The sequence below is a fragment of the Janthinobacterium sp. BJB304 genome, from assembly GCF_002735765.1.
Classification (GTDB): Bacteria; Pseudomonadota; Gammaproteobacteria; order Burkholderiales; family Burkholderiaceae_D; genus Janthinobacterium.
Window position 1 is genome coordinate 162,860 of sequence record NZ_PDZN01000014.1, and the last position, 13,918, is coordinate 176,777.

General features: G+C 63.4%; 7 protein-coding genes. 5 read left to right on the forward strand and 2 right to left on the reverse strand.

Features of this window, described 5'->3' with window-relative positions; translation table 11 throughout:
• Window positions 1-71: 71 nt before the first annotated feature.
• Window positions 72-1,325, forward strand: coding sequence for an NADP-dependent isocitrate dehydrogenase (gene icd / locus CSQ95_RS17770; protein ID WP_070303844.1), 1,254 nt, complete (start codon window positions 72-74; stop codon window positions 1,323-1,325).
• 89 nt (window positions 1,326-1,414) lie between these two features.
• Here the strand turns inward: icd and CSQ95_RS17775 are convergent, their stop codons facing one another.
• Window positions 1,415-1,618 carry a cold-shock protein gene (locus CSQ95_RS17775; RefSeq protein ID WP_010395943.1) on the reverse strand — a complete coding sequence of 68 codons (204 nt, stop codon included), beginning with the start codon at window positions 1,616-1,618 and terminating at the stop codon, window positions 1,415-1,417.
• Between the two features lie 321 nt (window positions 1,619-1,939).
• On the opposite strand from CSQ95_RS17775, the gene clpS reads away from it, so the two are divergent.
• The 3 genes from clpS (at window position 1,940) to CSQ95_RS17790 (ending at window position 8,198) form a co-directional block, all read left to right on the forward strand.
• A complete protein-coding gene (gene clpS, locus CSQ95_RS17780; RefSeq protein ID WP_070221390.1) occupies window positions 1,940-2,242 on the forward strand; it encodes an ATP-dependent Clp protease adapter ClpS in 303 nt (100 codons plus the stop codon).
• Complete coding sequence (gene clpA / locus CSQ95_RS17785) at window positions 2,239-4,539, forward strand: ATP-dependent Clp protease ATP-binding subunit ClpA (protein ID WP_070312116.1); 2,301 nt, start codon at window positions 2,239-2,241, stop codon at window positions 4,537-4,539. The genes clpS and clpA overlap by 4 nt, the downstream gene beginning before the upstream one ends.
• A gap of 299 nt (window positions 4,540-4,838) precedes the next feature.
• Entirely contained in the window at window positions 4,839-8,198 is a 3,360-nt protein-coding gene (locus CSQ95_RS17790) for a S41 family peptidase (RefSeq protein WP_099410467.1), read from the forward strand.
• A gap of 201 nt (window positions 8,199-8,399) precedes the next feature.
• On the opposite strand, the gene prpR is transcribed toward CSQ95_RS17790, so the two are convergent.
• A complete protein-coding gene (prpR, locus tag CSQ95_RS17795; RefSeq protein WP_099410468.1) occupies window positions 8,400-10,025 on the reverse strand; it encodes a propionate catabolism operon regulatory protein PrpR in 1,626 nt (541 codons plus the stop codon).
• Window positions 10,026-10,234: 209 nt separating this feature from the next.
• Between prpR and CSQ95_RS17800 the strand changes: the two genes are divergently transcribed.
• Window positions 10,235-13,906 carry a bifunctional diguanylate cyclase/phosphodiesterase gene (locus tag CSQ95_RS17800; protein WP_099410491.1) on the forward strand — a complete coding sequence of 1,224 codons (3,672 nt, stop codon included), beginning with the start codon at window positions 10,235-10,237 and terminating at the stop codon, window positions 13,904-13,906.
• Window positions 13,907-13,918: the final 12 nt, after the last annotated feature.

The window sequence follows — 13,918 nt, forward strand, 5'->3', positions numbered from 1 at the left end:
ACTCTGCAACCGCAGAGCGCGTCGCCGGCCAGTGTTACCCGCCAGCGGTGTGTCCCACTTCGGAGATCACGATGTATCAACATATCACTGTACCTGCTGACGGCCAAAAAATCACCGTCAACGCTGATTTTTCGCTGAATGTACCAGATAATCCCATCGTTCCCTTCATTGAAGGCGATGGCACGGGCATCGATATCAGCCCGGTCATGATCAAGGTGATCGACGCTGCCGTGGCCAAGGCCTACGGCGGCGCGCGCAAGATCAGCTGGATGGAAATCTACGCGGGCGAGAAATCGACGAATGTGTACGGCCCCGATGTGTGGCTGCCGGAAGAAACACTGGAAGTGCTGAAAGATTACGTGGTCTCCATCAAGGGGCCGCTGACGACGCCCGTCGGCGGCGGCATCCGCTCGCTGAACGTGGCCCTGCGCCAGCAGCTCGACCTGTACGTCTGCCTGCGTCCCGTGCGCTACTTCACGGGCGTGCCATCGCCCGTGAAAGAGCCGGAAAAGACGGACATGGTGATTTTCCGCGAAAACTCGGAAGATATCTACGCCGGCATCGAATACCAGCAGGGCTCGCCCGAAGCGAAGAAACTGATGGATTTCCTCGTCAATGAAATGGGCGTGACGAAAATCCGCTTCCCGGCCACGTCGGGCCTGGGCATCAAGCCCGTGTCCATCGAAGGCACGGAGCGCCTCGTGCGCAAGGCCATCCAGTACGCGATCGACAATGACAAGCCTTCCGTGACGATCGTGCACAAAGGTAACATCATGAAATACACGGAAGGCGGTTTCCGCGACTGGGCGTATGCGCTGGCGCAAAAGGAATTCGGCGCCGAGCTGATCGATGGCGGCCCATGGTGCAAGTTCAAGAATCCGAAGACGGGCCGCGACATCATCGTCAAGGATTCGATCGCTGACGCGTTCCTGCAACAGATTTTGCTGCGTCCAGCCGAATACAGCGTCATCGCGACCCTGAATCTGAACGGCGATTACATTTCCGACGCGCTGGCGGCGCAAGTGGGCGGCATCGGCATCGCGCCAGGCGCCAACCTGTCCGATTCCGTTGCCATGTTCGAGGCGACGCACGGCACGGCGCCGAAGTACGCGGGCAAGGATTACGTGAACCCCGGTTCCCTGATCCTGTCGGCGGAAATGATGCTGCGCCACATGGGCTGGCTGGAAGCGGCCGACCTGATTATTTCTTCGATGCAAAAGTCGATCGCCTCGAAGCGCGTCACCTACGATTTCGCCCGCCTGATGGAAGGCGCGACGCAAGTGTCGTGTTCCGGCTTCGGCGACGTGATGATCGAGCACATGTAATAAGCAGGGGGCGGGGTGCTGCGCACCCTGCGGGCGAAAAAAAACCCCGTCAGGAGACGGGGTTTTTCACATCTGAGGGCCGGCGATGCTTAGGCTGCTTGGATGTTGGAAGCTTGCTTGCCTTTAGGGCCTTGCGTGACTTCGAATTGAACTTTTTGACCTTCTTTGAGGGTCTTGAAACCGTTCATGTTGATTGCGGAGAAATGAGCAAACAAATCTTCGCCGCCATCATCTGGAGTGATGAAGCCAAAACCTTTGGAATCATTGAACCACTTAACTGTACCTGTTGCCATAAAAAGAACTTTCAAAATTAAAACAAATCACACGAGCCATAAAAGCAAGAAGCTTCTTGCCCCCTCCTCGACGTCTCACTTCTTATCAAGCTGTACATTACTGCAACAGTCGATACAGCATTGTTGGCGGAATAAATAATGAAGTCAAGCGCTTTTCCATCGATATTGCCAAATTCTTCACGGCAACCAAAAAAGCAACTCTTGATTTTGACAGCAAGGTCGCCATCTGCGCACTATTAAGAAAACGCGTAAGATTGAAAACAATTGGAAAGGCGTAGATATTGCGCATGACAACCACTGTGAAAGCATTAGAATAAGCGTATGGCAACCAAGCACGACTCAGAAACCCTGCTGGAGCGGCAAGTGCTGAAGCCGCCGCCGCTCTATCAGGTAGCCTTGCTCAATGACGACTACACCCCGATGGAATTTGTGGTGGCCATCATTCAGGAGTATTTCAACAAGGACCGTGAAACGGCGACGCAAATCATGCTCAGTGTTCATCGCTACGGCAAAGGAGTGTGCGGCGTGTTCTCTAAAGATATAGCGTGTACCAAAGTGGAGTTCGTTTTAACGCATGCGCGCAAGGCGGGGCACCCCCTGCAGTGCGTGATGGAGGAAGTATGATTGCGCAGGAATTAGAAGTAAGTTTGCACATGGCGTTTGTCGAAGCTCGGCAGGCACGGCACGAATTCATCACGGTTGAGCATTTACTGCTGGCACTGCTGGACAATCCCTCCGCTGCCGAGGTATTGCGTGCCTGCGCGGTCAATATAGAAGACCTGCGCAAGACCCTCACCAATTTCATCGGCGATAACACGCCGACCGTGCCTGGCACGGGCGAAGTCGACACCCAGCCGACGCTTGGTTTCCAGCGCGTGATTCAGCGCGCCATCATGCACGTGCAGTCCGCCTCGAATGGCAAGAAGGAAGTCACGGGCGCCAATGTGCTGGTGGCCATCTTCGGCGAAAAGGATTCGCATGCGGTCTACTACCTGCACCAGCAGGGCGTGACGCGCCTGGACGTGGTCAATTTCATTTCGCACGGCGTGCGCAAGGACCAGTCGACGGAAAGCGCGAAAGCCTCCGAAGGCGTGGAAGAAGCGCCCGTCGACGGCCAGCCGAAGGAAAGCCCGCTCGACCAGTTCACGCAAAACCTGAACAAGGCCGCTGCCGAAGGCAAGATCGACCCGCTGATCGGGCGCGAGGAAGAAGTCGACCGCGTGATCCAGATCCTGTGCCGCCGCCGCAAGAACAATCCGCTGCTGGTCGGCGAGGCGGGCGTGGGCAAGACGGCCATCGCCGAAGGCCTCGCTTACCGCATCACGCAAAGCGATGTGCCGGAAATCCTGCAGAATGCCGTCGTGTATTCGCTGGACATGGGCGCCTTGCTGGCCGGTACCAAATACCGCGGCGACTTCGAGCAGCGCCTGAAAGCCGTGCTGAAACAGTTGAAGGACAATCCGAACGGCATCCTGTTCATCGACGAGATCCACACCATCATCGGTGCGGGCTCGGCCTCGGGCGGCACGCTGGACGCGTCCAACCTGCTGAAACCGGCACTGGCGAATGGTCAGCTGAAATGCATCGGCGCGACCACGTACACGGAATTCCGCGGCGTGTTCGAGAAAGACCATGCGCTCTCCCGCCGCTTCCAGAAAGTGGACGTCAACGAGCCGACCGTCGAGCAAACCGTGCAGATCTTGCGCGGCCTCAAGTCGCGCTTCGAAGAGCACCATGGCGTCAAATACTCGGCCTCGGCCCTGTCGACGGCGGCCGAACTGGCGGCGCGCTTCATCAACGACCGCCATCTGCCCGACAAGGCGATCGACGTCATCGATGAAGCGGGCGCGGCGCAGCGCATCCTGCCGAAGTCGAAGCAAAAGAAAACCATCGGCAAGGCCGAGATCGAGGACATCATCGCCAAGATCGCCCGTATTCCGCCGCAAACGGTCAACCAGGACGACCGCAGCAAGCTGCAGACGATCGACCGCGACTTGCGCAATGTCGTGTTCGGGCAAGATCCGGCCATCGACGCGCTGGCCTCGGCCATCAAGATGGCCCGTGCCGGCCTGGGCAAGACGGACAAGCCGATCGGCTCCTTCCTGTTCTCCGGTCCGACCGGCGTCGGCAAGACCGAGGTGGCCAAGCAATTGGCCTTCATCCTCGGCATCGAGCTGATCCGTTTCGACATGTCGGAATACATGGAACGCCACGCCGTCAGCCGCCTGATCGGCGCGCCGCCGGGCTACGTTGGTTTCGACCAGGGCGGCTTGCTGACGGAAGCGATCACCAAGAAGCCGCATGCGGTCTTGCTGCTCGATGAAATTGAAAAAGCCCATCCGGACATTTTCAATATCCTGCTGCAAGTCATGGATCACGGCACCTTGACGGACAACAATGGCCGCAAAGCCGATTTCCGCAACGTGATCATCATCATGACGACGAATGCGGGCGCGGAAAGCTTGCAAAAGACGTCGATCGGCTTCACGAATTCGAAGCAGGCGGGCGACGAAATGGCCGACATCAAGCGCATGTTCACGCCGGAGTTCCGCAACCGCATCGACGCGACCATCAGCTTCCGCGCGCTGGACCAGGACATCATCCTGCGCGTGGTCGACAAGTTCCTCATGCAACTGGAAGAACAGTTGCACGAGAAAAAGGTCGAAGCCGTATTTACCGAGAAGCTGCGTGCTTTCCTCGGCAAGAAGGGCTTCGATCCGCTGATGGGCGCGCGGCCGATGGCGCGTTTGATCCAGGACATGATCCGCAAGGCGCTGGCCGACGAACTGCTGTTCGGCCGCCTGGTCACGGGCGGACGGGTCACCGTCGACCTCGACGACAAGGAGCAGGTCTTGCTGGAATTCCCGGAACCGCCAGACGCGGCACCGACGGCAGCACCGGAAACGGTGGAAGTGGAATAAAACACCGAACCAAACCTACTGCGCGTCGCGATTTGCGGCCTCCGATGCTCACTGCCTCGGCGGCCCCGTGCTTTGCACAGTTCCGCTTCTCGGCCGCAACTCGCTGCCGCTCGCTACGGTTTTGTTCGGCGTTCAGCGCATTTCTGCTCTTGTCAAAAAACCCGCCCTACGCAAGTGGCGCGGGTTTTTTTACGTTTTTGTGGGCAATAAAGAAGGTTTTCTTTGGTCGCGGTTATGCCAGAATTGCTGTCCGGTATCGACATGATGTCCATGCCACCTGACCGCTATCTGGATGCCACATGAAAATTTCCCGCAATCTCTCCTTGCTCCTGTTGTCCGCCGGCTTGCTGGGCAACGCCGCCGCTGCCGCGCCCGCCGGCAGTTATTTCCGCTTTCCCGCCGTGCGCGGCGATACCGTCGTCTTCACGGCCGAAGGCGATTTGTGGAAAAGCAATCTGCGCGGTGGCGCGGCCCAGCGTCTGACCACGCATCCCGGCTATGAAACGAACGCGGCGATTTCTCGCGACGGCCAGTGGCTGGCGTTTTCCGCCGCCTATGAGGGGGCGCAGGAAGCGTATGTGATGCCGCTGGCCGGTGGCTTGCCGCGCCGTATTTCCTTTGACAATGGCGGCGTGCTGGTGCTGGGCTGGACGGCGCAGGGCGAAGTGCTGGTCAGCACGCAAAATACGGACGGTCCCGCTTCGCGCCGCATCGTCGCCGCCATCGATCCCGTGAAACAGACGCGGCGCGTGTTTCCCGTGGCCGACGCCAACGACGCCGTGCTCGACGACGCCGGCAAGACCCTGTTCTTCACGCGTTTCGGCCTGGCCATGACGAATGACAATGTGCGCAACTACCGGGGCGGCGCGCATGCCACCTTGTGGCGCTATGAGCTCGACGGCAAGGGCGAGGCCGTACGCATGCACGCGGAGCCCGCTGTGTTGGCAGGCAACAACAAGCGCCCCATGTGGTGGCAGGGCCGCGTGTATTACATCAGCGACGAGGGCGGCAGCGACAACCTGTGGAGCATGCTGCCCGACGGCTCCGACCGCCGCGCGTTGACCAGCCACACGCAGTGGGACGTGCGCAACGCGCAGCTGGGCGACGGCAAGATTGTGTATCAATTGGGCGCAGACCTGCAGGTACTGGACCTGGTCGCAGGGACGGATTCATCGCCATTGCCGATCAGCCTTGTCTCCGATTTCGACCAGCAGCGCGCGCGCCAGATCCGCTCGCCGCTCGACACCTTGAGCAATGTGCAGCTGTCGGGCAAGGACGAGCGCATCATCCTGACGGCGCGCGGCAAGGTCAGCATCGCCGGCACGGGCCGCCTGCGCAGAGTCGACATCGCCATTCCCGACGGGGCGCGGGCGCGCGATGCCGTCTTTTCCAGCGACGAGAAATCCGTGTTCGCCATCGTCGACACGAGCGGAGAAAACGAAATCTGGAAGTACGCGGCCGACGGCTCGGGCAAGGGCGAGCAGCTGACGACGCAGGGAGATAATCACCGCTGGAAGCTGTATCCGTCGCCGGACGGGCGTTGGCTGGCGCACACGGACAAGAAGGGCCGTTTCTGGCTGCTGGACCTGGCGACCAGGGGCAATCAGCTGATCGACGATGCGGGCAAGGCGGGCGTGGACAAGCACGACGAAGTGCAATGGTCGCCCGACAGCCGCAACCTGGCCATCGTGCGCGTGGCCAGCAACGAGCAGCGCGAGCAGATCGGCTTGTACAACCTGGCATCGAAGCAGCTGCAGTTCGTCACCAGCGACCGCTATACCTCCGGCTCGCCCGTGTTTTCGCCGGACGGGCGCTGGCTGTATTTCATGTCGGCGCGCAATTTTCAGCTGGCCAATGGCTCGCCCTGGGGCGATCGCAACATGGGCCCCGTGTTCGACAAGCGCATCGGCGTGTATGCGCTGGCGCTGCAGCCGGGCAACCGTTTTCCGTTCCAGCCCGACGATGAGCTGAGCCGCCCGGGAGTGAAACCGGCCGAGACGGATGATGAAAAGGCGGCCGAATCGGCGGCGGAAAAGGCATTGGAAAAGGCGGGTGGCAAGTCGGCCGTGAAGAAAACGCCGGCCGCCCTGCCGGACGTCGTCTTCAAGGGGCTGGCCGAGCGCCTGTATGAAGTGCCGCTGGCGGCCGGCAATTACAGTGCGCTGGCCATCGATGACAAGCGCCTGTATTTCCTCGAGCGCGACAGCGGCGAGAACAAGTTCAGCCTGAAAACCCTGGCCATAGGCAATGCCGGCTCCAAGCCGGAACTGCTGGTGGCCAATGTGCGCGAATTCGACCTGGCACAGGATAAAAAGCATTTGTATTACAGGACAGCAACCAGCGCAGCGGCCACCGGACCGGGCGAAATGCTGGTGATCGAGGCGGGCGCCAAGCTGCCGTCCGACCTGTCGAAGGCGAAAGTAAAAGTCGACGACTGGACGTTTGTGTCGAACCCGCGCCTGGAATGGAAGCAGATGTTCAACGACGCGTGGCGTCTGCACCGCGATTTCCTGTACGACGCGAAGATGCGCGGCGTGGACTGGAAGGCGGCGCGCGATAAATATGCGCCGCTGGTCGAGCGCGTCACGGACCGGGCCGAGCTCAATGACGTGCTGGGCATGATGGTGGCCGAAGTGGGCGCCCTGCATTCGCAGATACGCCCCGGCGAATTGCGCCGCACGGAGCAGGAAGGCGCGCCGGCGGGCCTGGGCGCCGTGCTGGCGCGGACCAGCGAGGGCTACCGGGTCGAGCATGTCTACCGCAGCGAGGCGGAACTGCCCTCGGCGCGCGCTCCGCTGTCGCGGCCCGAGGTGGATGTGAAGGAGGGCGACGTGATCATGGCCGTCAACGGCAAGGACGTCCTGGGCGCGCGCGACATCAGCGACCTGCTGCTGAATCAGGCCGACAAGCAGGTGCTGCTGCAGGTCAAACGCGGTCATGGCAAGGGCGCGCCGCGGGCCGTCATCGTCACGCCCGTCAACATGGCGAAACAGACGGCGCTGCGTTATGGCGACTGGGAATTGAGCCGCGCCGAGCAGGTGGCGGCCGTCTCGCAGGGGCGCATCGGCTACCTGCACCTGCGCGCCATGGGCGCCAACGACATCGCCTCGTTCGCGCGCGATTTTTACGCCAACATCAACCGAGAAGGCCTGATCATCGACGTGCGGCGCAATAACGGCGGCAATATCGACAGCTGGATCATCGAAAAACTGCTGCGCAAGGCCTGGGCCTACTGGGCGCCGCCGGGCGTGCAGCCCTCGTCGAACATGCAGAACACCTTCCGCGGCCATCTGGTCGTGCTGGTCGATGAACTCACGTATTCCGATGGCGAGACCTTCGCCGCAGGCATCAAGGCATTGAAACTGGCGCCGCTGGTGGGCAAGCGCACGGCCGGCGCCGGCGTCTGGCTGAGCGACAATACGCGCCTGGCCGATAACGGCATGGCGCGCGTGGCGGAAAACGGCCAGTTCGGCATCGACGGCCAGTGGCTGATCGAAGGCGTGGGCGTGGTGCCGGACGTCGAGGTGGAAAATCCGCCGCACGCCACCTTCAATGGCGGCGACCGCCAGCTGGACGTGGCGCTCGACATGCTGGCGAAAAAGCTCAAGGAGCAGCCGCGCCCCGCCTTCCAGGCGCAGCCGATCCCCGCGCTGAAGTAATTCCGTTACAGGCTGCCGGCGGTCTTGACGCGTGGCACCAGATAGCCGTACTGCTCGAGATGGCGCAGGTCGGCGGCGGACGGCACGTCCTGGTGCGAGCCAATCCGCTGGTGCCGCCCGCGCCGCCGTGTCCCGTGCCGCGCTGCCATAGATCGTGCGGGTGAGGCCAGTCGTCCACGTTTTTTTTGTATGGCCGAAAAATCAGCCGGCGCGCAGGCGGCGCCACAGCGTGGTGCGGCTGATGCCGAGGTAATGGGCGGCGGCGTCGCGGCGCCCGCCGAAGCGGGCCAGCACGGCGCTGGCGCTTTCATCTTCCGGGCGCGGCGGCACGGTGGCGGCAGGCGCCGGCGGCGGCGCCGGCGTGCTGGCAGCGTTGGCCAGTTCCGGCGCCACGCCCAGCACGAAGGCGGGCGTGAGCGCCTGCAGCGGTTCGGCTGCCAGGAACAGGGCCAGGCGCTCGGCCAGGTTGCGCAGTTCGCGCACGTTGCCGGGCCAGTCGTAGCGGCGCAGCAGCGGCGCGCAAGCCTGGATTTCCGCATGCAGGTTGGGGTGCGGACGGGCGCCCAGCGCGGCCAGCGCGTTTTTCAACGACCATTCGGCCAGGCCTGGAATGTCGCTGGCGCGTTCGCGCAAGGCGGGTAAATGCAGGCGCAGCACGGCCAGGCGGTAGAACAGGTCGGCGCGGAAGCGTCCTTCGCGGATGCGCTGCTCCAGGTCGCAATGCGTGGCGCTGATGATGCGCACGTTGATGGCGATGGGCCGCGTGCCGCCCACGCGCACCACTTCGCGCTCTTCCAGCACGCGCAGCAAGCGCGTTTGCAGGGCCAGCGGCATTTCGCCGATTTCGTCGAGGAACAGGGTGCCGTGGTTGGCCGCTTCGAACAGGCCCGCATGGCCGCCCCGGCGCGCGCCCGTGAAGGCCCCGTCCTCGTGGCCGAACAGTTCCGATTCCAGCAAGGATTCGGCGATGGCGCCGCAATTGATGGCGATGAAGGGCCGGTTCGCGCCCAGGCTGCGCGGGCTTTCCCGGTGGATGGCCTGCGCCACCAGTTCCTTGCCGCTGCCCGTCTCGCCCTGGATCAGGACCGTCGCCGGAGACCGCGCATACAGCACCACCGACTGGCGCAGCGCTTCCATCGCCTCCGATTCGCCGCGCAAATCGTGCAGGCCGTGGCGCGCGCGCAGGGTGTCGGCCACCACCGCGCGCCGCCCCCGGTTCGATTCGATCTGGGTCAGGCGTGCCAGTTCCAGCGCGTCGTCGAAGGCGCGCCGGATGGCCGTGGCCGAATACACGAAGACGGCGGCCAGGCCCGCTTCCTCGGCCAGGTCGGTGACGAGGCCCGCGCCGACGACGGCTTTGACGCCCTCGGCCTTCAGTTCATTGATCTGCGCGCGCGCGTCTTCCTCGGTGGCGTAGGTACGCTGCGCGATCTGGAAGCCGAAGGTGGCGGCAAATTCGCCCAGTTCCGGCATCGGATCCTGGTAGGTGACGACGCCGATGTGCGGCGAGATGCGCCGCGCGCGCGCCAGCGCCTGCATCACGTCGTAGCCGCTGGCCTTGGCGATGATGACGGGTACCGACAGCCGGCCTTTCAGGTAGGCGCCGTTGGAACCGGCCGCAATGACGGCGTCGCAGCGCTCCGTGGCCATGCGTTCGCGGATGTGGCGCACGGCGTCGTCGAAGCCCAGGTTGATCGGCTCGATCGTCGCCAGGTCGTCGTATTCGAGCGTGATGTCGCGGAACAGGTCGAACAGCCGCGAGACGGAGACGGTCCAGATGACGGGTTTGTCGCGGTGGTCGAGCGGAGGTTGGGGAGGGCGGCGCATGCTTTATTCTAAACGATTTGTTTCATATTTTTGCTGTGCAACGGCGTTGCAACAAGCGTGTTGCAAGTGGTCTGTGGCGTTTCAGATATTGCCAGTAAGGAATATGAAAAAACCCCGGGAAACTGGTTTATGATCTAACAGCACTATGATGCCTGATGAATATATTGCCCAGGTGCATTTCGACCGCCAACAACCGAACCATGGTGTCCATGAACCGCGTACCGACCAGTCCCGATTTCATCGCCGACGCCTTGCAGCTGATCGCCTTGCCTGCTTGCGCCTGCGATGCCTGCGGCATGGTGGTGGCCGCGAATGGCGCCTTGCAGTCCTTGCTGGGCAGGGATATATCGGGCCGGCTGCTGGCCGACTGTTTTACGGACGCCTACCGCGCGTCGAGCAGCAGCATGCTGCGCGGCGCGCTCGGCGCGGCCGGGCGCGAGCGGCAGTGGGATAGCAGCCTGCAAGGGGAGGCGGGCGCCATCGCCGTGCAGGTATGGTCGAGGCCGCTGCTGGTGGACGATGGCTTGCCGGGCGCGACCCTCGTGTTTGCCGACATCCGCGTGCAGCAGCGCGACCAGCAAGCCCTGCGCAAGACCTTGCTGGAACAGCAGGCCATCCTGGAAAGCGCGGCCGTCGGCATCATCTTTTCCAAGGGCGGCTTTATCGAGGAATGCAATATCCGCGCCGCCGAGATGCTCGGCTATGCGCGCCACCAGTTGACGGGCATGCCGGGCGCGGTGCTGTACCGCTCCGCCGAGCATTGCCGCGCCCTGGGACTGGAAGCGGCGCCGCTGCTGTCGAAGGGCAAGCCGTACCGTACGGAGCTGGAATTGCGGCGCCAGGACGGCACCCTGTTCTGGAGCCGCCTGCACGGGCGCGCCGTCGATCCCTTGAATACGCATGACGGCACGGTCTGGATCATCGAGGATATCAGCGACCACCGGCGCGATGAAGACCAGCTGCGCCGCGCCATGCTGGAAATGCAGGCCGTGATGGACAACGCGCCGCTGGCCATCGGCTTCCAGCGCGACAAGGGCGTGCTGCGCTACAACCGGCGCTTCGCCGAATGCTTCGGCTTCGACGGCGACAGCGGCGTGGGCCTGGCCGTCGCCGACCTGTATCCGTCGCGCGCGGCCTACGAGAACGTCGTGCGGCAGGCTGCGCCCCTGCTGCGGCGCGGCTTGCCGTTTCAGGGCGAGATGGAGATGCGCCGCCGCGATGGCTCCACGTTCTGGGCGCTGGCCTACGGCTATGTGCTGAACCCGGAAAACCAGCCCGACCGCGCGCTGCGCGACACGATCTGGCTGTTCGACGACCGCAGCGCGCAAAAGGCGGCCGAGGAGGCGACGCGCCAGCTGATGCTCGAGCAGCAGGCCATCCTCGACAACGCCTCCGTCGGCATCCTGTTTTCGCGTTCGCGCCTGATCCTGCGCTGCAATCCCCGCTTCGCCGAAATGTTCGGTTATGCGCAGGAAGAGATGACGGGCATGCCCGCCGCCGAACTGTTTCCCTCGCCGGCCGCCTACGAAGCATTCGGCGTGCAAGCGACGCCGCTGCTGGGACAGGGCTTGCCGTACGAGCAGGACGAATCGCTGTTCCGCCGCCGCGACGGCAGCCTGTTCTGGTGCCGCATCCGCGCCAAGGCCGTCGACCAGGCGCACAGCGAGCAGGGCGCCATCTGGATCCTCGAAGACATCACGGCCAGCCGCCAGGCGCAGATGGAGGTGGCGGCCATCATGACGAATGCCTCGGTCAGCATCCTGTACACCAAGAACCGCCAGATCACGCGCTACAACCTGGGCTTTGCCGCGATGTTCGGCTACAGCGGCGACGAGGCGCTGGGCTTGCCCGGGCGCGCCCTGTACGTGTCGCAGCAATCCTACGACCTGCTGGGCGCGGCAGCCTTTCCCTTCCTGTCGGTGGGCAAGCCCTTCCAGACGGAAGTGGAAATGATGCGCCGCGACGGCACGACCTTGTGGGCGCAACTGATCGCCTACGTCGTCAATCCCGACGATCCCGCGGCCGGTACCATCTGGATCATCGAGGACCGCACGGAAGCCAAGCGTGCCGAAGAATCGCTGCGCAACGCGCTGCTGGAAAACCAGGCCATCCTCGACAGCGCCGTGCTGGGCATCTCGGTGATAGAGGGGGGCTACAATTTGCGCGCCAACAGCAAGATGGAAGAGCTGTTCGGCTATGGACCCGGCGAGATCAACGGCCTGTCGGTGCAGGCGCTGTATCCGGACGTGGCCGCGTGGAAGGTGGCGCGCGGCGAGACGGCGCGCGATTTCGATGCGGGCAGGGTGCACATGTCGGAATACCAGCTGGTGCGCAAGGATGGCAGCCGCTTCTGGGCGCGCCTGTCCGGCCGGCCGTTCGACCTGGCGCATGCGCATGGCCGTTCCGTGTGGCTGGTTGACGACGTGACGGCGCGCCGCGAGGCGGCCGAGGCGGTGCGCCGCGCGCGCGATGAACTGGAACTGCGCGTGCAGGAACGCACGGCCGAACTGGCCGGCGCCAACCTGCTGCTGCAGGGCGAAATCGTCGAGCGGCGCCAGGCCGAGGCGCGGGTGCACCACATGGCTTACCACGACAACCTGACGGGCTTGCCGAACCGCGCGCTGCTGTCGGACCGGCTGGAACGGGCCATGCTGGCCTCGCAGCGCTCGGAACGCAAGCTGGCCGTGATGTTCATCGACCTGGACCGCTTCAAGACCATCAACGATTCGCTGGGCCACATGACGGGCGACCTGCTGCTCAAGGAAGTGGCCGCGCGGCTGTGCGGCGCCGTGCGCGCCAGCGACACGGTGGCGCGCCTGGGCGGCGACGAATTCGTCGTGCTGGTGCCGGGCATCCGCGGCGGCGAGGAAGCGGCGCGCGTGGCCGAGAAGATCATCGAGGCGCTCACGCCCGCCTTTCCGCTCGACGGCCATGTGCTGCACGTGACGCCGTCGATCGGCATCTGCGTGTATCCGGACGACGGCGGCGATGTCGATGCCCTGATGCGCCATGCCGATGCGGCCATGTACCACGCCAAGGGCAATGGCCGCAACAACTACCAGTTCTTCACGCAGACGATGAACCAGGCGGCGGCCCTGCATTTTGATCTGGAAAGCAGCTTGCGCACGGCGCTGGCGCTGCAGCAGTTCGAACTGTTTTACCAGCCCGTCATCGATATCGCCACGCGCCGGCTGCACGGCATGGAAGTGCTGCTGCGCTGGCGCCGCCCCGGCCACGGCCTGGTGCTGCCGGACCGCTTCATCCCCATCATGGAGGAAAACGGCTTGATCGTACCGGTGGGCGAGTGGGTGATGCGCCAGGCGTGCGAGCAAAGCATGGCCTGGCAGCGCCAGGGCTTGCAGCCGGTGCCGCTGGCGGTGAATCTGTCGCCGCGCCAGTTCATGCACAAGGGCCTGGTAGCGGCGATTGGCGCCGTGGTGCGGGAAACGGGGATCGATCCTTCGCTGCTGGAATTCGAGATCACCGAGACGGCGCTGATGCAGCACGGCGAGCATACCCTGGAGATTCTGCGGCAGATCAACGGCATGGGCCTGCGCCTGTCGATCGACGATTTCGGCACCGGCTATTCCAGCCTGGCCTACCTGAAGCGCTTCCCCGTGAAGAAGGTCAAGATCGACCGCGCCTTCATCAAGGACCTCGAGCACAGCGCGGAAGACCGCGCCATCGTGTCGGCCATCATCGCGCTGGCCGACAGTCTGCAATTGTCGGCCGTGGCCGAGGGCGTGGAAACGGAGGAGCAGTTCGCGCTGCTGCAGGCGAACGGCTGCCGCTATGCGCAGGGCTATCTGTTTTCCGCGCCCGTGCCGGCGGTCAATGCGCAGGCCTTGCTGGAACGCGTTGTTAAGACTTCGAGCGCCTAACAGAACCGTAGC

Bases quoted from the DNA above. Each gene is read 5' to 3' on its own strand.
- icd (WP_070303844.1), top strand. From the start codon at position 72: ATGTATCAACATATCACTGTACCTGCTGACGGCCAAAAAATCACCGTC.
- CSQ95_RS17775 (WP_010395943.1), bottom strand. From the start codon at position 1,618: ATGGCAACAGGTACAGTTAAGTGGTTCAATGATTCCAAAGGTTTTGGC.
- clpS (WP_070221390.1), top strand. From the start codon at position 1,940: ATGGCAACCAAGCACGACTCAGAAACCCTGCTGGAGCGGCAAGTGCTG.
- clpA (WP_070312116.1), top strand. From the start codon at position 2,239: ATGATTGCGCAGGAATTAGAAGTAAGTTTGCACATGGCGTTTGTCGAA.
- CSQ95_RS17790 (WP_099410467.1), top strand. From the start codon at position 4,839: ATGAAAATTTCCCGCAATCTCTCCTTGCTCCTGTTGTCCGCCGGCTTG.
- prpR (WP_099410468.1), bottom strand. From the start codon at position 10,025: ATGCGCCGCCCTCCCCAACCTCCGCTCGACCACCGCGACAAACCCGTC.
- CSQ95_RS17800 (WP_099410491.1), top strand. From the start codon at position 10,235: ATGAACCGCGTACCGACCAGTCCCGATTTCATCGCCGACGCCTTGCAG.